Origin of the sequence: Helicobacter pylori NCTC 11637 = CCUG 17874 = ATCC 43504 = JCM 12093, assembly GCF_900478295.1 — a bacterium.
Classification (GTDB): domain Bacteria; phylum Campylobacterota; class Campylobacteria; order Campylobacterales; family Helicobacteraceae; genus Helicobacter; species Helicobacter pylori.
This window is the reverse complement of record NZ_LS483488.1, coordinates 52298-71947: the sequence shown is the minus strand read 5'-3', so window position 1 is coordinate 71947 and position 19650 is coordinate 52298. Positions and strand designations below refer to the sequence as shown.

Here is a 19650-nt window from a genome sequence, read left to right as displayed (position 1 = left end):
CAATGATAAAACAAAAGGTTAAACAATATTCTGTTTAATAAAGGATTAATTATTTTTAAAATGTTTAAAAAAATCATTTTTTTTTGTGTTTTCTTAATGGGGGGTTTTGCTGTCTTTCCCCTTGATGCAATGCCTATTTTGCACGATAAAACCCCTAAAAAAAATTACCAAGAAGCCCATGAAAAGCTCTATAGAAGCATCATTAACCGCCAAAAGCTCACTCGTAAAAAAAGCGGGTGGTATTTTTTAGGAGGGTTTGGCGCTGTAGAGGCCATTAAGGACTATCAAGGCCAAGAAATGAAAGATTGGATCGCAACGCTCAATTTAAAAACCGGCGTGCAAAGTTTTTTTAAAAAATACATCGGGATTAGGGGGGTTTTTGCATGGGATCTTGGGTCAGGAAAAGTGAATTACCAAAGCCATAAAGATCCTACCAACTCTTTTTTTACCATGCTTGCGGTGGGTTTGGATGTGATTATGGAATTTCCTTTAGGGAGTTATAAGCATTATTTGGGGGCGTTTGGAGGAGCTAGGGGGGCTTTAGTCGTTTATACGGACAAGCAAAATTTCAAATTTTTTAAACATTCGGTGGTTTCAGGGGGTTTAGCGATTAATGGAGGGGTTATGCTCACGCTTTTTTTAAGACACCGCATTGAATTAGGGTTTAAAATCTTACCCACCGCCAGATTGCTTTCTAGCTCCAAACGCTTTGAGACTTCGCCCTTATTTTATGCGGCATACAGCTATAAATTTTAACCTTTTAGCAAACTTCAAAAATCCAATCTTTGGGGGCTTCTTGTTCGCCTTGCTGGATGGATAAAAGCAAATCATAGAGTTGTTTAGTAATATTGCCCGGCGTTTCAAAAAAATAAGACTTGTTATTGTGCGCGATTTCTTTAATGGGCGTAATGATCGCAGCTGTCCCGCACGCTCCAGCTTCTTTAAACGCGCCCAACTCATCCATTAGGATTTCCCTCTCTTCTATGTTGAGATTCAAATACTCTTTAGCCAAAACCATCAAGCTTTTTTTGGTAATGCTTGGCAGAATGCTTGGCGAATGCGGGGTGATAAAGGCATCATCATGCGTTATGCCAAAAAAATTCGCCGCCCCCACTTCTTCAATTTTAGTGTGCGTGGCAGGATCTAAATAAATGCAATCATCATAGCCCTGCTCTGTGGCTATTTTATGGGCTAACAGGCTTGCAGCGTAATTCCCCCCCACTTTCACCCCTCCGGTGCCTTTAGGCGCGGCCCTATCAAAAATCGTAGTGATAAACCTAGCCCCTCCTTTTTCTATACCCCCCTTAAAATACGCCCCCACAGGCGCGCAAAACACGATAAAAAGGTATTCATTAGCCGGCTTCACCCCCAAATTATCCCCTACGCCTATGACAAAAGGGCGCAAATACAAACTCGCCCCGCTTTTATAAGGAGCGAGCCATTTTTGATTCGCTTTGACTACTTCAGCGCATGCCCTTAAAAACAGCTCTTCGCTCACTTTGGGCATGAGCAGTCTTTCGCATGAAGTTTGCAAGCGTTTGGCGTTTTCTAAAGGGCGAAAAAGTAAAGCCTTCCCCTTTTGAGAGCGGTAAGCCTTCAAGCCTTCAAAACAAGCCTGCCCGTAGTGCAAGACCGGCGAGCCTTCGCTGATTTGTAGCACATTTTCGCTCACCAATCCGCCATGCGACCAAGAGCCGTTTTTATAAGTAGCGATGAAGCGAAAATCCGTTTTAATGTAGCTAAAGCCTAAATTTTTCCAGTCTAAATTTTCTAAATTCACCATTTCACACCTTTAAATTGATTTTAGGTGCGATTGTATCTAAAAAGGGGTTAAAAATCCCTCAAGTAACTGATTTGAAACGCATAAACTCGGCGCACATCAGCCTGTAAGGTGTATCCCTTTTCGTTGGTAAGAGAGAAAAGCCGGTGCGTGATCGTAGGCACTTTAATCCCTAATTCTAGGCTATTGTGTTTAGCGATATGGGTGCGGACCCCAAACTTCCATAAAAACTGGAAATTGGCCGGGCTATAACTGGAATTGCTGTGGTGTTTTGCATAGCTGGCGATCTCTTTACTGATGCTCGTTGCCCAACTATCCCCAGCTAATTGGATTCCTACCACAAAACCAAAAACCATGTTTTCTTTATTCACAAAATTCCACAGCGTATCTAGCCCCACACCATAAGTGAATAAATTGACATAGTATTGCCCTTGATAGGAATCCCTTTCCATTAAAGTGTTCCCTCCAAAACTAAAACTATTGTAAATAAACCCGCTCTCGCCCACCGGGATACCCTTTTTCATCACGCCAAAGCGGTTGTGCGCGTAGTCAAAAAACCCATAATAACGCGCACCAAACCATTTTTTCTTGCCAAAAAATTGTTTATAGCCCACTTCAAAACCCGCTCCTGCATAAGGCGGGAACTTTATCAAAGGCTTTTGCAAGCCGTTGTCATTCACCATTTTAGTCTGATTTTGTATCATGCTCACCTGGTAATTGACTCCCACAAAAGCCGCGCTCTCTTCAGCGTTCGCTAAAACACCCAAAGCCCCTAATAATATAATTCTTTTCAACATTCAGTCTTTTCCCTTTATTTTTTGATAATCGCTCTATATTATATTAGCTTAAAATAGCTAAGTATTACTTATAAAGAAATAATAATATATTTTTTCTTAAACTCAATTAAAAAACTAACCTTTTAGTTCATTCCAACGATTCGCCACAAACGCGCTCGTTTCTAGTGGCACCCTCAAAGGATACACTTCATTATTAAGAATGCGTTGGATTTCTTGCTGCAACTCTAATGCGTTTTTTTCTTCAATTTCAAAAATCAATTCGTCATGCACTTGCAAAAGCAGCCTCACCGAAGGGTTATTTTTGAAACGCTCGCTCACTTTGAGCATGCCTAATTTCAATAAATCGCTGGCACTCCCTTGAAAAATCGCATTCACGCCCTCTCGCAAATAATTGCCCTTGATATAGTCATTTGCGCCGGTAAAATCAAACACCCGATAACGCCCAAGCAAAGTGAAGGCTTTAGAAGTTTTTAAAATCTCTTCTTTCATGCGGTTTAAATAATCTTTGATGCTAGGGAATCGCTTGAAATACGCTTCTATGTAGCTTTTAGCCTCATTTAAAGAAATGTTTAAAGTTTCGCTCAATTTCTTACTCCCCATGCCATACACCAGCCCAAAATTAATGCTTTTAGCGATGGATCGTTTTTCTTTAGCCAAATCTTCTCCAAACAACGCCTTAGAAGTTTCTAAATGGATGTCTCGCCCCTTTAAAAACGCCTCCATTAAATCCTTATCCTGGCTGAAATGGGCTAATAAGCGCAATTCAATCTGCGAATAATCCACTCCTAATAAACAATATTCTTTAGAGCTAGCGATAAAGCCCTTACGAATGAGTAAGCCTTTAGGCGATCGCACTGGGATATTTTGCAAATTAGGCGAATGCGAGCTTAAACGCCCGGTAGCTGTGCCGGTTTGGATGAAAGTGGTATGGATTTTATCGTCTTTGTCTTTTAAGCGCAATAAGGGGGTGGTGTAAGTGTTAAAAAGCTTATTCAATTCCCTGTATTCTAAAATCAAAGGGATACTTGGGTGCTTGTCTAGGATTTTTAACAAGCTTTTTTCATCAGTAGAATGGCTTTTATTTTTAGGAAGCTCTAATTTTTCATACAAAATCTCGCCAAGTTGCTTAGGCGAATTGAGGTTAAAATCCACGCCGATTAGATCCAAAATTTGGCGCTCTAAAACTTTTAATTCATCTTTAAACTCCTGCTCTAAGCGCTTGAAATAAGGCGCATCAATTTTAAAGCCTTGAAATTCCATATCCATTAAAACTTTCACAAACGGCGTTTCAATCTCTCTAGCCAAAATAAGCAAATTCTCTTCTAGCCCCCCTTTTTCAAAGTATTCGCACAAACGCTTTAAAGCGCTTAATTCCACGCTTAAAAGTTCTAATTTCTCCGCTTTAATCTTAAAATCTTTGATTTTTTCATGCGGGATTAATTCTTCTTTTAAATATTCCTTTAAAACTTCATCAAACCCCACTTTTTCCGGATTTTTTAAAAACGCTAAAATTTGAGTGTCTTGGATGCGGATGTTTTCTAAAGACACCTGGTATTTGGCTTTTAAAAAGCTCAATAAGGGCTTTAAATCATGCCCAATGATTTGCGCATGCTGTAACATTTTAAAAAAAGCGTTTTGCAAAAATTCTAAAGAAAAAGGCGAAAATAACGCCTCTTCTAGGGGTAAAAAATAGCCTTGATCTTGTAATAAAAACGCTAGGGCCAAAACTTTTTTTTCTTTATTCAGCACCAAACGCGCAAAAATCCTAGCGTTAGTTTTTTCTAACTTTTCTAAAAACGCGCTCAAAAGCGCGACGCTTTCCAAAACGATTAAGCACGATTTTTTAGGGGCGCCGTCTAATGCGGAGGCGTTTTCTAATGCGGGCGTGTTTTCTAAAATTAAAGGCGTAGGGGAATTTTCTAAATCCCTTAAGGTAGAAATGAAACCATATTCTTTCAATTCATCTTTGATTTTCAATAAGGGGTTTTCGCTAGGAAAAGCGCAACTTAAAAAATCAAATTCTTTAATGCATCCTCTTTCTAAAGTGGCTAATTCTTTGCTTAAAAACGCGCTTGCTTTGTCTTGTATCAAGGCTTGATACATTTTAGGGCTGAGTAAATTTTTCGCCAAGTCTAAATTTTCATAGATTTTTTCCAAGCTCCCTAATCGCTGCAACAATTCCTTAGCGTTCTTGCTCCCAATGCCTTTAACCCCCTTGTAATTATCGCTGCTATCCCCCACAATGCCCTGATAATCCGTGAATTGACTCGGCAAAATCCCGTATTTTTCCACGCAATCTTTCGCCAAAAATTCCGTTTTGCCATCAAAAAGTGCGATTTTATCGCTCAAAAGCTGGTTAAAATCCTTATCTTTAGAATAAATGCGGGTTTTATAAGGGCTTAGCGTGGCTAGAGTGGCGATAACATCATCAGCTTCAAACCCATTCACTTCCACGCAAGTAAAACCCATTTTTTGCAACCATTCTAAGGCGATAGGGATTTGTAAAAGCATCTCTTTAGGGGCGTCTTTGCGGTTTTGTTTGTATTCGCCCAATTTTTCAGCTCTTTTAGTTTTAGTCTGGCTTTCTAGAGCGAACACGATAAAAGGCATGTTTTTTCTGTCTTTATAAAATTTTTTAACCATGCCCACAAGCCCCGTTAAAAGCCCTGTAGGAAAGCCCTTATCGTTGGTTAAAGGCTTATTTTTAGCGCTCATGTAATAGCTTCTAAACAAATACGCAAAGGTATCAATTAACGCTAAAGTCCCCTCTCTAATGACTGGCTGCTCCATGGTTCAACCCTCTTCAATCAAGCAAATTTTAAGTTTATTGTAACACAAGCTGGACCTCATCTCTTTCAAAACAACGAGTCTTTTTGAATGGGTGTTTCTTGTCTGATAATCTCTTTTGTGGCCTGTATTTTAGCGTCGCAGTATTGAGCCACGCCCTGAATGGTTTGCTTCATCAGGGCGTTGATGAGGGTGCGCATGAAATGAAAATCAATTTTACCATGTTGGTTGGTGGGGAGTAGAATGCTATCATTTTGTATCTTTGCGTTACTTATGCTATCACCCCAAGAATATTTATTATTTAAAGCTTTATAAATGCAAGTAATAATAAATAGTTGGTTAAGTTTGGTTTTTGAATGTGTGTCTTTAAGATACAAAGCTAAATTATGGCTATCGTTTGAATAAAAGTCTTTTTGTTGATATGTAACAACAAAAGTTTTACCACCAATAAAAATACAATTGCCCCTATCCAAAAAATCCGCGTTGTAATTAATATAAGAATTTACAGCATTATTCTCTTTACTAGCACACAAGTAGGGGGTTGTCCCACTATCTTTGACAACATCCCTTGCTAAAATATTTCTTGTGTTTTTGACTTCAAAAATATCTACAATTTTGAAGCTTTGCCATGTTAAGCCGCATGGGGTATTACCCCCAATAGAATTATTGAAAACATTAAGGGCGTTTTCTTCATCGCTAGAAAGGGTGGTGTTTTCTAGCCCTGTAGCTTTTAAATAAGCCTGAAGTTCGGCGAGCCGACACTGCTCAAGTTCGGCTATGAATTTTTCCATGAAATCAAAATCAATATTCTCAAGGGTTTGAGCGTTAGCGGTGGGTTTTAGGGGTAGAATGACCTTATCGTTTTTAATTTTTGCCCATGAACACATGTTTTCATAGACGAATTTTTTAGGGTAACCAAAAAATAGCGTGGATAAAAACAAGCCGATTTTATGGCTGATTTCAAATTTAGGTTTGAGAGAAAATACCCTAGCATGTGTTACCATTTTATAAGCAAAACTGCGATAAAACGCGCAACCAAACATGTCAATAGTAATGGTGTGGCTTTCAAAAACTTTTGCTTTTATATCGCTTTGCCCTAAAACGCCATTATTGCTAAGCCCTGCGGTGATGACAAATTCGCCCTTATGATTGATGTGGCGTTTTTGAATATCAAAATCGCCGTTACTCGCTTCAAACAAATCCCCCAATCTGAACTCGCCCCACTTAATAGCGTTGAGTTGGCTATTAAGGGGGCCAATCACTTTGGGGGCGTTTGGTTTTTTAAAATCAAGCCCACTTCATAAGAAAGGTAATCGGCTATCGTTCTTTTAAAATCCTCTAATTCGGGTTTAGTCTCATTCTTTTGGTGCGCTTCAAAATTAAAGTCTTTAGCATGCTTGTTTTCGTGCGGCTTAGCGATAAAGTCTTCAATATAGATTGTTTCTAAATCGCCCCACAGCTCTTTAGAAACCTTAGCGTTTAAGCCGGCTTTGTAAATTTTAATGATTTCTTCATAGCGTTTGGTGGGGTTAGAGGTTTCATTCAAGCCTCTTTTGGTGCGTTTGAAGCCGTCGTTTCTAAAGTCTATGAATTTAACGGGCCTTTCATAATCGTGCGGCTCATGAGCTTTAAAAATATAGACGCTTGTTTGCACTCCGGCTTGAGGCATGAATAAATCGGTGGGCATTTTAACGCTCGCTAAAAGCGAATGTTTTTTTAAAATTTCAACATTGGATTTTAACGCTTGCCCGCTCCCTGCGCTATCTTGGATAATGATCGCTCCTAAAGCGCCTTTTTGCATATACTCTAATCCAAGCTTGATAAAAGGCATGCCGTTTTCTTCGTAGCTAAAAGGAGGGTTTAATAAAAGGATATTGGGTTTAAAATCTTCATAAATCTTTTTATTGGTTTCAAAAGTGTTGCCTTTGATGATCAAGCTTGAGCCATCGCCTCTTAAAATCATGTTCGTGGTGGCTAACGAAAACATTTCAGCGTTAAGCTCCACGCCTAAAAGCTGCGTGGTTTTTGCGTCTTTGATTTTTTCATTCGCTTTAGTGGTGTTTTTACCATAGGTTTTTTCAATGTCTTCAATCATTAGCACCATAGAAGAAATTAAAAATCCCGCGCTCCCTGCGGCTAAATCCATCACAAAGGATTTCGCATTAACCCCTAAAAGCTCACTCATCATTTTAGTTACATAAGGCGGGGTTAAAACAATGCCTAATTCCTTACCATCCCCTAAAGCGTATTTTAAAAATTCGCTATAAAGTTCGCCCATGATGTCTAAATGACCGGTATTGTCGCTTTCATTAATGGGCTTATGGACAAATTCATAAAGAAAGGTAAAAATTTGCTTGGTGATGCTTGAATCTTTTTCTAAAAGCATGCTTATGGCTTTATCCAGGCTCGTTTCTTTATCGCGCTGCGGGTCTTTACTGATTTCTTTAAAACTGGCGAGCATTAATTCTCGTTTTTCTTCGCTCAAGTTTTTGGTTTTTAAAAATTCGCTAATTTGGTTAAACACTAAAACGCCATCACGGCTAGTGTCGGTTATTTCGCCTTTTAAATCGCTTGGTTTTAAGCCCCCTTTTTTGCCCTTAATTTCTTGCATGGATAAAAGCATGCCGCTCACGTATAGCACGCGCTGAGGCGCGGTGATGTTGTGGTTATGCATCAGGCGGTTGAGTTTTTTAGCGGTTTCGTTCAACTCGGCTTTGGTTTTGATTAAGATAAAATGCTTTTCTTCTTCAGTGAGCGTGCATTCTTTATAAAAAGCGTTAAACGATTCTTGATTTTCTAAAAAATGCAGGTTTTTAGCGCTAGTGAGCTTGTGCGAATTGATCCCGCTTGCAAAAACATAATACACTTCTATCAAAAGGTTTTCTTCATCATCGCCGGCTATGCCTATGGCGATACATTCTTTATATTTTTCTTTGTCTCTTAGGATATTTTGAGCGTAATGTAAAGCCCCATTCACGGCGAATTTTGAAATGGAATGATCATCGTTTGCAAGCGTGCTGTTTTTGAGCTTTTTCAAATTTTTAGCGTAGAGTTTGTTTTCTATGATTATAGGGATAACGCTTCCTTTATTTTTAGGGTGCGTGTATTTTTCTAAGCTGAAATCTGGCTCGCCATAAGAAGTTTTGTCTTTAGTTTTACTCGCATTCAAAAGGGCGCTTTTAAGGCTAGGACTCATTTGGCTTTTAACGTTAAAATCCTTATTTTTCATAAGCCCTAAATTAATCAATTCTTTTTTAACATAGTCATCAACATCATCTTCTAACCGAAAAGCTTGCATGGTTTTATCCTTTTTAAAAATAAAATTATAACTCATTCATCCGCGCTGCAAAGCGCGATCGCAAAGTGGGCTTTGATGTTTAGGGTTTTAAGGTATTTTAGGGCTTCTTTTAGGGTGGTGCCGGTGGTGATAATGTCATCTAATAAAAAATAATCTAAATTCTCATCGCCTTTGAAAGTGAAATCCCGTGGGTTGTTGGCGCGAAATTCCAGGCTTTTCCCGGCATACGAAACAGCATTATTAGCCCTTAAAGTCCCATAAGTGGGCTTTAAATTGCCTTGACAAAAGCCTTTTAAAAGCGCGGCGGAATGCGAGTAAAAGGATTTGATTTTATCATCAATGGCGATGCCATAAAAGGGAATATTCAAACCTTGTTCTTGCAGGATTTTCACAAATTCCGCACCGGCTTTTTGAGAAAGCAAGGGCAAAATGCGAGAGCCAATCAGCGCGTATTTGCTTTTAATGAGCTCTTCTATTTCGCTATAAGCGTAAAAACTATACACGCTCACGCCCTCTAAAACCCTTACTTTTAAGCTTAAGGGCAAATCGTTCAAGCAATTTGGACAAAGGGGCTTAAAAGAAAGCTTCAAACAAGTCAAACAACGCATTCAATAAAGGCTACGATTTTTTCGTGCAAGTTTTTAGCGCTTTTTTGAGCGTCTAATTCCAAAACTTCGCACCCGAATTTTTCTCTTAACGCATAAGCGTGGGTTTTGAGCTTTTGCTGGATGGTGAGCAATTTTTCTGTGCCTTGGTTTTCTATTTTGTCTAAACTTTTAAGGCTTAAGCGCTGTTTTAAACCCTCTTTGTCTATCACTAAAAGAATGATTTTTTCAGGCAAGACGCTTTGAGTAGCGAGCAGGTTTAATTCTAAGCTTGAAAACTCGCTATAAGCCATGCCAGAAATCAAACTCCTATCACTAATAATGAGTCTTTTTTCTTTCAATGCCGGTTTGATCACGCTTTCTATATGCTCAGCCCTATCGCTTAAGAATAAAAACGCTCGGGCTAATTCGCTGATGTTTTCATTTAAAGCGATACGCCTTAAACTCTCGCCCATTCTCGTCCCCCCTGGCTCTTTGGTAAAAAGGGCGTTTTTAAACCGGTCTTTTAATAATCCTATTTGAGTGCTTTTGCCCGCGCCATCAACGCCTTCTAACACCACATACATTTTAAGCCTTTGAAATAAAAGGATAAATTTCTTTAGGCACTAAATGGCTCGCATCGCCCTTATGCGCGATAATGGATCGCACGATAGAAGAGCTTATGAAAGCGTTTTGTAAAGTGGGCATGAAATACAAGGTCTCTAATTCGTGGTTTAAGGATTTGTTCGCATAACCCATTTGCAATTCGTATTCAAAATCGCTCACCACCCTTAAGCCCCTAACTAACACCTTACAATGATACTCTTTAGCCAAGTTGGCTAACAGCCCTTCAAACGCCACGCATTCTACATTTGTAAAACTTTTAGTGGCGAGTTGCATCATTTTTAAGCGCTCATCTAAACTAAACATGGGGTTTTTAGCGCTTGAATGCGCCACAGCGACAATGAGCTTTTCAAACAATTCGCTGGATCGATGGATAATGTCTATATGCCCGTTAGTGACCGGATCAAAAGTGCCTGGGTAAATGCCGATTTTTTGCATCAGTTCATTCCCCATCGTGGGTATAAGTCATTTTCTATCCCTAAGCTGTCAAACCACTTCCCCACTAAAAAATCTTGCATCGCTTCTAAAGTCTTGCTCTGGGTGTAATAAGTCATCACCGGCGGCGCAATGATCGCATTAGAATGGGCGAGTTTGAGCAAATTTTCCAACATGATAGCGCTTAAAGGCATTTCTCTAGGGGCAATGAGTAAGGGGCGCTTTTCTTTAAGCATCACAGACGCGCTCCTAGAAATCAAATCCCCTCCAAAGCCATGCGCGATTTTAGCCACCATGTCCATGCTCGCTGGAATGATCGCCATTTTATGGATACCATAACTCCCTGAAGCGATGCTCGCATGAATGTCTTGCTCGTTGAAAAAAGTACCACTAGGCCGTAAATCCTTCATGGCGTTTTTAAGGTTAATGTTAGATTCTTCTAACGCCACGACATGCGCGTTTTTAGACGCCACGACAAAAACTTCAATTTCTTTAGGTAATTTCTCTAAAAACCGCAAGGCTAGGGGTATCCCGCTCGCTCCGCTGATGCCTAAAACTAATTTCATGAATATCCTTTATAAGATTTGCGCTTTAGAGCCGCTCAACACTTTTGCTTTTAAGATTTTATTGCTTTCTAAATTTTTGGCTTGAATGATTTGATTAAGCGCGCCATTTTCTAGGGCTTTTAGGCTTATTTCTATGCTGATTTGCCCCTCTTCATACACCCCAGTGATAATGTCGTTTTTACGCACGATGATTAAAGCTTGGGTTTTATCCACGCTTAAAAGCGTGTCAGGGGGGATAAAATTTTTCGCGCTCACTCTATCAATCGCACCCTCTAATAAGGGGTTAGAAAGCACGCCAAAAGGAATGCGCTCTTTTTGAGTGTTGTTAGCGGTGATGTTTTCGTCTTTTTTAATCGCCTCTATGCTTTTAAAAGCCTGCATGCTGCCTATCACGCTATAACGCACCGGTAGGCGTAAATTAGGCTCATTTTCCAACCTTAAAAACACGACCCCATCTTTTTTAAGCTTGTTAGAAGCGCTCAATTCATAGCTTAAAATGGAAGCGTGAGAAAAACGCTCTGGGATTTCTAAATTAATGGTTTCAATTTCTAATTTCAAGTCTTTGTATTCTTTAAGGTAAGTTTCTTTAATCTCTGTTTTAAGCGCGTTCAAATCTAGGGCGAAGAGCGCGTTTAAACTTATCAAAAAAAGGATTAAAATTTTCAAAACTCGTTATCCACTTTTTCTACAAATTTTTCTGAGATTTTATCATAGACATTCCCTCCGCAATTGATTTTCAAGCACACACCGCTCAAGCCTTTTTCTACGCCTAAAACCCTCCCGGTGCCAAAAATCTTATGCTTAATCAAGTCCCCCACTTTAATGGGCGCGTCTTTTTGGTGATCCTGTTTAGGGGGGTTGTCTTGATTGAGCAGCTTGGCTTCTTCTAAAAACACAGAGGGCGAGCAAGAAATTTTCCTCCCAAAATACGAACGCTCTTTCACATAAGAGAGCTGCAATCCTTCTTTAGCCCTAGTGATCGCTACGTAAGCCAAGCGCCTTTCTTCTTCTAAATCGCTTTCTTGATTGAACCCCCTATGCGGGAAAAACCCCTCTTCTAACCCGATCACAAACACATGCTTAAACTCTAACCCCTTACTCATATGCACGCTCATGCAACTCACTTTTTGCGCGTTTTCTGTATTATGGGCATCCAGAACGCTTTCATTCAAAAAATCCAGTAAAGAATGCGTGGGGTTAGTTTTAAAATGCTCTTTCACTAAACTTAAAAGCTCTTTAACAAAGCCCTCTCTTTCTTCGTAATTGTCTTCTTTTTCATAGCTTTTTAAAAGGTTAGTCTCTTCTAAAAACCGAGCGCAAAACTCCTCTACTGAAATTTCAAAAGCCTCCCTCAAACGCCCTATCATAGCGATAAATTTGTTCAAAGCGTATTCGTTTTTAGGGTTTAATTTGTCTTTAAACGCCCCAAGTTTTAACGCCTCTTCTAAATTCAAATCCTCTTCATCTAAAAGAGAAAAAATCCATTCTTGAGTGATCTTGCCAAGGCCTCTTGGGGGCTTGTTTAAAACGCGCTTGATAAAAAAGCGATCGTCTTTTTTAGCCACTAAATGCATGAACGCCAAAGCGTCTTTAACCTCGGCTCTTTCATAAAAACTCACCGCTCCAATGAGCCTATAGGGGATATTCAAAGCGTTCAAGCTCTCTTCAATGCTGCGGCTAAGCCCGTTTAAGCGATACAAAATAGCGATATTTTCTAAATTTTCGCCCTTCTTTAAAAGGGCTTTGATTTGATAAGCCACATCCAAACTCTCTTCTTTTTGCGTCAAATATTCTTTACAAATCACGCTTTTATGCGAGCCTTTGAAACTTTGAAGCGTTTTAATATGGCGGTGTTGGTTATGGCTAATCAAAGAATTAGCACACGCTAAAATCTCAGCGCTGGAGCGGTAGTTGGTCTCTAATTTCACTATTTTAGCCCCTTTAAAATGCTTGGAAAAATTTAAAATATTAGAAATATCAGACCCCCTAAAACCATAAATGCTCTGATCGTCATCGCCCACCACGCACAAATTATGATGCGTGCAACTCAATTGTTTTAAAAATTCCAATTGCAAGGCGTTCGTGTCTTGATATTCATCTACCATAATGTAATGGTAGCGTTCGCTAGTCTCTTTGGCGAGTTTTTCATTATCTTGTAAAATCTTAAGGCTTAAACAAAGCAAGTCGTCAAAATCCACTAAATTGTCTTTTTTAAGCGCGTTTTGATAAAGCTCATACGCTTTATAGCATTCGCTATCTTGCACGCTCAAATCCATCATGCCGTTTTTGATTTGAGAAATATTGGCTCTAAAGTTTGAAATTTTGAGCTGTTTGCACAGCGTTTTGACTTCATCGCTATCTAGCACCGAAAAATCGCATGCTCTTTTTAAAAGGCTCATGTGTTGCCTTAAAAACAGCAAACCAAAACGATGGAAAGTGCAAAGCAAGGGGGGGATAAGGGCTTGGTTTTTCAACAATTTCAAAGCCCTTTCTTGCATTTCTTTACTCGCTTTATTGGTGAAAGTGAGCGTTAAAGTGTTCTCGCTAGGCACGCCACAAGCGCCAATCAAATACGCTAAACGGCTCGTTAAAGTCTTAGTCTTACCGCTCCCAGCTCCCGCTAAAATGAGCAATGGCCCTTGAATGTGGCTTGCAGCGATTTTTTGCACCCCGTTCAAATTGTCTAAAATGCTTTTTTCAAAACCCATTATTCTAAAAACTCGCCCTTTTCTTCTTGGTTTAAACGCTCTTTTAAAAGGTTAGCATCAATTTCAAAATCAAAATAAGGCGACGAAAAATCAGAGGTTTTAATGGCTAAAAAATGGTTTAATGCTGATTTCAAGTCCCCTTTTCTTTGATACAACAACCCTAAAGCGTAACGGATATTTTCATTATTCGGTTCGTCTAATTTCCCAAGCTCTAGCCATAAAGCGGCGTTATTGTAATTACTTTGCGCGATATAAGTCAAACCCGCTAGGATTTTTAAGCGCACCTCATTGTCCTTAAGATCGCTAATTAAGTTTTGATACAACGCGCTCGCTTTTTCATACTGGCCTTGAAACAAACTCACTAGCGCTAAATTTTCCAACCAATCGTTAGGGGCTTCGCCCTCTTCTAAACTGGCGATTTTTTGCTCTAATAATCTTTCTTGATGATCCAAATCATTGACCATAAACCCCATGTAAGTGTAGAAATGACGCCCCAAAATGGGCCCTTGCATGGTTTGATCCCAACTGATTTTACGCGAATCTAAAAGGGTGTAAATGCTTAAAGTGTGGCGGATGCTCGCATCATAATACGAAACGATTTCATAAAAAATATTAGAGATGAGATCTTTAGGGAGCATTTTTTTCAAATGCCCAAAAGATTGCACCATCAATTTTTTATCCTTGCTCTCTTTAGCGAACACCGCTTCTAGCGCGTAATAAAAGGGGAGTTTTTTAGGAGCGTTTTTAAGCCAGTCCATATCCCAATTGGTGCGGTAATTCAAATAAGCGATGAGCGAAGAGAGTAAAGCTTTTTGCGTGGGGCTAGAAAAATCCTGACTATAAAAATTCTCTGTGATTTCTCTTAAAAACTCCGTGGTGTCTTCGTGGGTGAAATGCGAGGCTAAAATCGCAAAAATCGCGCTCAAATAATCTGCAGAGTTCAAATGGAAAGCCCTTAAAAAATGGAAGTAGGCTTTGTGGTAATTTTCTAATTGTGCATAAATCAAGCCTGTATTATAATGGAGGAGCGCATTATTGGGGCTATTTTTTAAAGACAAATCAAAAAAAGCAAGGGCTTTTTTTAAGCGCTTCTTTTCTAACGCTTTCAACCCTTGAAGCGCGTTTTTATCCGCTATCGCCATCAAACGCCCCCTTTTAAAAGCAAGGCTTGCCCCCTCTAAATCCTTTTGTGCATCAGAGTCTAAAAGAAACAGCCCCTCTTCAATCACGCCTAAGGTTTCTTTAGAGTCTAAAACCTTAAAAGGGGCGTAATAAAAGAGCAAGCGGTAGATAAAATCCCTTTTGCCTTCAAAATATTGCGTGTTCCAAAAACGCTCTTTAGCTCTTTCTTTGTCTAAAAAAACAGGGTTTATAGTAGGCTTGATGGGGTAAAAAGAGTTAGCTAACAGCGTGTCTTCTTGCGTGTGGCTGGCTAGTTTTAAGGCTTCGCTCGCTTTAAGGGTGTCGCCTTTTTTCAAACTCACCAATTCCAAAGCCATCAAAGCGTTTAAATCTTTAGGGTAGTTGTGCAAATAATGCTGCAAATGCTCCAAAGCCTGCTTGTAATGGCCCAAACGCGCCTGCAAAAGCCCTAAAGCAAGCTCATCTTGAGCGTTTGCGCTTTTTTGTAATTGCTTGTAAGCGTTCGTTTCATCTTTAAACATCAAAAACAATTTAGACGCTAGGCGCGCGTTAGGTTTTAAAAAGGCGTTGGAATTAGGGTGCATTAAAGGCGAAAGGGCTTCAAAATACTCCCCGGCGTAATAGGATTTGAGCGCGTAAGCGTAGGAATAAAAAGACTTTTTATAGTCTTTATACAAAGTGTCTCTCGCAATTTTTAGATAATGATAATACAAATCCGCGTCTTGCAAATGATAAGCGCTCACTAACGCATCAATCGCGCTCACGCTCGCATTTTCTTTAGAAGCGATGCTAGAATCAAACAAATCCAACGCCCCGTTAAAGTCCTTTTCCTTAAACTTAATCACCCCTAAATTATGGCTCGCAATCCCTTGCGAAAAAGAAGCGACTTTATCAAACAAGTGTAAGGCTTCATCTTTTTGCCCTTGCTCATACAAAAGGCTCGCTTTTTGCATCATCGCATCCACTTGATTTTCATCGTTTCGTTTGAGGGAGTCCTTGCCGATTAAATCAGGCAAGTCTAAATTTTCTATTTGCCCCTCGGCTTGCGCGTTGTTAGCGTTGTTGGTGTTATTAGGCGTTTCGTTATTGGTGGTGGCGGTATTAGTTTGTAAAGAAGTTTGTTGGCTTTCTTTTTTATGCCCTAGTAACAAACTCAAAGCCACAATGAGCGCGATGAGTGAAAGCAATATTCCAAGTGCGATATAAAGCTTTTTTTTATTGTGTAAAATCTGTTTAAAAAACTCTTTAGAACTTTTGATTTTACTAATCGTCTGCTCTAAAGCCTGCTTCAAAGAGGGGATTTTAGAATGAATGCCCTTTAGGGGGGTTTCTTTTTCGTTTTTGTTTTCGCCCCCTTTTTCTTCTAATGAATTTTGCTCTTCATTCAGCACAAACTAGCCTTAAAGGTATTTTTCTAACGCCTTAGGAATATGAATGCTCCCATCCGCTTGCTGGTGGTTTTCCATTAAAGCGACCATCGTCCTACCTACCGCTAAAGAAGAGCCGTTTAAGGTGTGCGCTAACTGGTTTTTTTGATTTTCTTTGAAGCGGATTTTGGCTCGCCTGGCTTGAAAATCCCTCGTGTTAGACACGGAGCTGATTTCTCTGTAGCAATTTTGCCCGGGTAGCCACACTTCAATATCTATCGTGTTGCTCGCGCTAAAGCCTAAATCCCCACTGCACAATTGCACAAACCGGTGCGGCAATTCCAAAGCCTTTAAAATTTCGCTCGCGCTCTCTAGCATATGCTCTTGCATGGCATCGCTTTCTTTAGGGTGCGTGATAGCCACTAATTCTACTTTATCAAACTGGTGCTGTCTTATCATCCCCCTTGTGTCCTTACCCGCGCTCCCTGCTTCGCTCCTAAAACAAGGCGTGTGCGCGGTCATTTTAATGGGAAGATTTTCAACGCTAACAATCGTGTCGTTGTAGAGATTAGTGAGCGTTACTTCAGCGGTGGGGATCAGATACAAATTTTCATTTTCTATTTTGAAAACATCTTCTTTGAATTTGGGTAATTGCCCGGTCCCAAAAAGCATTTTTTCATTCACTAACGCCGGCGTGTAGATGATTTCAAAGCCATTTTTTTCATTAAAATCCAACATCAAATGAATGAGCGCGCGATAAATTTTAGCCCCAAAACCCCTGATGACAGAAAAACGGCTTTTGGCGAGTTTCACGCCGCTTTCAAAATCAATCCAGCCATTTTGTTGAGCGAGTTCAAAATGCTCTTTGGGTTTGAAAGTGAAAACCCTTGGGGTTAAGATTTTTTTAATCTCTATATTGTCTTCTTCGCTTGTGCCTAAAGGGGTTTTTTCATCCACTAGATTAGGGATTATGGAAAGCTTTAAATCTATTTGTTGCTCCAACTCGCCCACGCTTTTGGAAAGCTCATTCAGTTTGATTTTATTGTTTTCTAGCTCTTTTTTGAGATCGCTTGCATCCGCTTTTTGAGCCATTTTGATACCAAATTCTTTAGAAACCTTGTTTTGAAAGGCTTGCAAGCCTTCTAATTCAATGAGTTGCTTTTTATAATGCGTGATGACTTCGCGCAAACGCTCTAATTCATCACCCATCGCACTATTACGCTTTTTTAAAGAAAGAGCCACCTTATCAAAATCTTGCAATAAAAGTTTTCTATCAATCATTCAACCCTCTTTAATCGTTCTAAAATGCCACAATTTAGCCCATTCATCAATTTCATTTTTATCCATTTGAGCGCTCAAAGCCCCCATTTTACCCTCTAAAGAATCTTCAATGGTGCCATTAGGCAAAGCCACAAAACTATCCCCATAAAATTTCCACAAAAATTCGTTTTTTTGATTTTCTTCTACAATGATTTGGCGATACGCTCCGATTCTATTAGCCCTAACCACCACGCAAGAAGCGCAAAAAGCACGCATCTGGCACAAAAGCCGCCACCTTTCATTGGATTCAAAAGTGGCCACACTGCTTAAAAGCACCACATCCACGCCCTGATTTTTAGCCTGAACCCATATTTCATCAAAATGCGCTTCAAAGCCAAACAAAGGAGCGATTCTTAAGCCGTCTCTTTCAAAGATAAGCAATTCTTTAAAAGCGCTTTTTTCATTGTCAAAAAAGCTCTCTTCATCCCAGTGAGGATAGGGGATTAAGCGTTGTTGCGTGTAATACTTCACGCTTTCTTTAGAAATGAGAGCGATTTTTTTATAGATTTTAGAATGTTCTTCTAAAAGCACCGGGGCCGAGATAATTAAGTCTAGTTCTTCGCATTTTTGCGATAAAAACTCAACCGCCTGCGCAGACTGCGCGCTGATTTCATTCAAATCCAATCCCATGTTATGGTGGAAAAAGGGGTTGATCACGTATTCAGGCAACACGATTACGCTTTGCTTAGGTATGGAGTTGAATAAGGATTGCATGAGGGTTTCTTTAAAAGACTCTAATTGCAAAGCAAACACTCGCATCCTTTAAGCCTTTTTGTCTGGCGTTTGGAGTTTTTCATACTCTAAATAAGCGTTTTCTAAAAGCTTTTGAGCCAAAAACAACTCTTGCATGGCCGTTTTATACAAATCCATCCCGTCTTTTAAAGACAAGTTAGGATCATTCAAGCGATCTATGGCTTGCTCTAGGGAATGAACATGCTCTTCAAAGCTTTTTTTAGGGGCGTTTTTAGTGTTTTTAGTGTTTTTTTGGGGGGCTTTTTCGGTTTCAAATAATTCATCTTGCATGGCATTCCTTTAGCTTTTTCTAACAAGCATGGTCGTTGAAATTTGAGCGACAGAATCTTGTGTTCTTAAAATCTCAAACCCTGCGTTTTTTAATTCATGCTTCAAACCCTCTAAACTCAAAAATCCCTCAATGGATTGCGGTAAATAAGAATAAGCGCCATAATTCTTACTGATAGCCCCTCCCACTAAAGGCAAAACCTTATTCGTGTAAAACCCTGAGATTTTATCCAGCCATGTGGGGTTGTCCTTTTTTAAAAATTCTAAAATCACTAAAACGCCCCTGGGTTTTAACACCCTAAAAAACTCTTTTAAAGCCTCTTGTCTTTCCACGACATTGCGCAAGCCATACGCAATAGAGAGGATATCCACGCTGTTATTTCCAACGCCTTTCAAATCTTTGGCTTGAGCTTGAATGAAAGAAGCTTTGTTTTCAAGCTTTTTAGCGGCTAATTCAAGCATGTTATTAGAGGGGTCAATCCCCAAACATTCCTTAAATTCTATAGCGCAATTTAGAGCGCTTTTTTGCCAAGCAACAAGCATATCCCCCGTCCCGCATGCCACATCCACAAGCCTTAACGCTTTCTTGTTTTCTAAAAACAAAAACGCATGCTCGCAAGCCCTTTCTCGCCATTTAACGTCTAAGCCAAAACTCATCAAGCGGTTGGCTTGATCGTAAGAGCTGGCTATATCATCAAACATGTTGATGATTTTTTCTTGCTTGAGGTGCTTTTCTTTTTTCATGACTTTTCTTTTTTCATGACTTGTCTTTAAAAAGGCTTGACAACCACTAAAATCACAATGAGGATCATTAAAATCGTTGGCGCCTCATTAAACACGCGATAAAACCTTGCGTTTCTTCTTGTAGGGTCTTTTTCTAGCTCGCGCATGCATTTTTTGCAATAAAAATGATAGGCTAAAAGTAAAACCACTAAAGCCAATTTAGCATGCAACCAACCCCCACTTTTAAAGAGCGTGGGCTCTATCAACAGCATTAAAATCCCTGTAATAAGCGTAAAACCCATAGCCGGTGAAGCGATAAAGGAATAAAGCTTTTTTTCTTGGATTTGAACCACTCCTACAAACTCCTTTTTATGCGCGTTTTCTGCATGATAGACAAAAAGGCGTGGCAAATAAAATAACGCCGCCATCCACGAAATGACCGCTATCACATGGAAAGCCTTAACCCATAAAAAATACCCATTCAAAAACCCCATACCA

18 protein-coding genes are annotated in these 19650 nt (G+C 39.6%); 1 reads left to right on the top strand and 17 read right to left on the bottom strand.

Annotation, left to right across the window (positions count from 1 at the left end):
- The first annotated feature begins 60 nt into the window (after nt 1-60).
- The gene (locus DQL14_RS00315; RefSeq protein WP_108169451.1) at nt 61-756 is read left to right on the top strand and encodes an outer membrane protein; all 696 of its coding nucleotides are present in this window, start codon (nt 61-63) and stop codon (nt 754-756) included.
- A gap of 4 nt (nt 757-760) precedes the next feature.
- Here the strand turns inward: DQL14_RS00315 and ilvE are convergent, their stop codons facing one another.
- From ilvE to hemJ, 17 genes are all read right to left on the bottom strand, one after another.
- A complete protein-coding gene (gene ilvE, locus DQL14_RS00310) occupies nt 761-1783 on the bottom strand; it encodes a branched-chain-amino-acid transaminase (protein WP_108169450.1) in 1023 nt (340 codons plus the stop codon).
- A gap of 47 nt (nt 1784-1830) precedes the next feature.
- The gene (locus DQL14_RS00305) at nt 1831-2577 is read right to left on the bottom strand and encodes an outer membrane protein (RefSeq protein WP_108169449.1); all 747 of its coding nucleotides are present in this window, start codon (nt 2575-2577) and stop codon (nt 1831-1833) included.
- A gap of 114 nt (nt 2578-2691) precedes the next feature.
- Nucleotides 2692-5367 (bottom strand): DNA polymerase I, encoded by a 2676-nt coding sequence (gene polA / locus DQL14_RS00300; RefSeq protein WP_108169448.1) that lies wholly within the window; start codon nt 5365-5367, stop codon nt 2692-2694.
- A gap of 65 nt (nt 5368-5432) precedes the next feature.
- Nucleotides 5433-6626, bottom strand: coding sequence for a restriction endonuclease subunit S (locus tag DQL14_RS00295; protein WP_108169447.1), 1194 nt, complete (start codon nt 6624-6626; stop codon nt 5433-5435).
- Nucleotides 6623-8662, bottom strand: a complete 2040-nt coding sequence (locus tag DQL14_RS00290; RefSeq protein ID WP_108169963.1) for an HsdM family class I SAM-dependent methyltransferase — start codon at nt 8660-8662, stop codon at nt 6623-6625. The genes DQL14_RS00295 and DQL14_RS00290 overlap by 4 nt, the downstream gene beginning before the upstream one ends.
- 32 nt (nt 8663-8694) lie before the next feature.
- On the bottom strand, nt 8695-9270 hold the full coding sequence (locus DQL14_RS00285) for a ComF family protein (RefSeq protein WP_108169446.1): 576 nt from the start codon (nt 9268-9270) through the stop codon (nt 8695-8697).
- Nucleotides 9258-9833 (bottom strand): dTMP kinase, encoded by a 576-nt coding sequence (gene tmk, locus DQL14_RS00280; protein ID WP_108169445.1) that lies wholly within the window; start codon nt 9831-9833, stop codon nt 9258-9260. The genes DQL14_RS00285 and tmk overlap by 13 nt, the downstream gene beginning before the upstream one ends.
- 1 nt (nt 9834) lies before the next feature.
- The gene (gene coaD / locus DQL14_RS00275; RefSeq protein WP_108169444.1) at nt 9835-10308 is read right to left on the bottom strand and encodes a pantetheine-phosphate adenylyltransferase; all 474 of its coding nucleotides are present in this window, start codon (nt 10306-10308) and stop codon (nt 9835-9837) included.
- Nucleotides 10308-10871: a UbiX family flavin prenyltransferase gene (locus DQL14_RS00270; protein ID WP_000780122.1), complete on the bottom strand. Its 564-nt coding sequence runs from the start codon at nt 10869-10871 to the stop codon at nt 10308-10310. Before DQL14_RS00270 ends, coaD begins: the two co-directional genes overlap by 1 nt.
- A gap of 9 nt (nt 10872-10880) precedes the next feature.
- Nucleotides 10881-11537, bottom strand: a complete 657-nt coding sequence (gene flgA, locus DQL14_RS00265) for a flagellar basal body P-ring formation chaperone FlgA (RefSeq protein WP_108169443.1) — start codon at nt 11535-11537, stop codon at nt 10881-10883.
- Nucleotides 11534-13579 carry a DNA helicase UvrD gene (gene uvrD / locus DQL14_RS00260; protein WP_162296836.1) on the bottom strand — a complete coding sequence of 682 codons (2046 nt, stop codon included), beginning with the start codon at nt 13577-13579 and terminating at the stop codon, nt 11534-11536. Before uvrD ends, flgA begins: the two co-directional genes overlap by 4 nt.
- Nucleotides 13579-16113: a tetratricopeptide repeat protein gene (locus DQL14_RS00255; RefSeq protein WP_108169441.1), complete on the bottom strand. Its 2535-nt coding sequence runs from the start codon at nt 16111-16113 to the stop codon at nt 13579-13581. The genes uvrD and DQL14_RS00255 overlap by 1 nt, the downstream gene beginning before the upstream one ends.
- A 9-nt stretch (nt 16114-16122) precedes the next feature.
- A complete protein-coding gene (gene serS / locus DQL14_RS00250) occupies nt 16123-17370 on the bottom strand; it encodes a serine--tRNA ligase (RefSeq protein ID WP_108169440.1) in 1248 nt (415 codons plus the stop codon).
- Complete coding sequence (locus DQL14_RS00245; protein WP_108169439.1) at nt 17371-18168, bottom strand: carbon-nitrogen hydrolase family protein; 798 nt, start codon at nt 18166-18168, stop codon at nt 17371-17373.
- A gap of 3 nt (nt 18169-18171) precedes the next feature.
- On the bottom strand, nt 18172-18432 hold the full coding sequence (locus tag DQL14_RS00240; RefSeq protein WP_050844145.1) for an exodeoxyribonuclease VII small subunit: 261 nt from the start codon (nt 18430-18432) through the stop codon (nt 18172-18174).
- 9 nt (nt 18433-18441) lie between these two features.
- The gene (ubiE, locus tag DQL14_RS00235) at nt 18442-19173 is read right to left on the bottom strand and encodes a bifunctional demethylmenaquinone methyltransferase/2-methoxy-6-polyprenyl-1,4-benzoquinol methylase UbiE (RefSeq protein WP_108169438.1); all 732 of its coding nucleotides are present in this window, start codon (nt 19171-19173) and stop codon (nt 18442-18444) included.
- 26 nt (nt 19174-19199) lie between these two features.
- On the bottom strand, nt 19200-19646 hold the full coding sequence (gene hemJ / locus DQL14_RS00230) for a protoporphyrinogen oxidase HemJ (protein ID WP_000506456.1): 447 nt from the start codon (nt 19644-19646) through the stop codon (nt 19200-19202).
- Between the last annotated feature and the right edge of the window lie 4 nt (nt 19647-19650).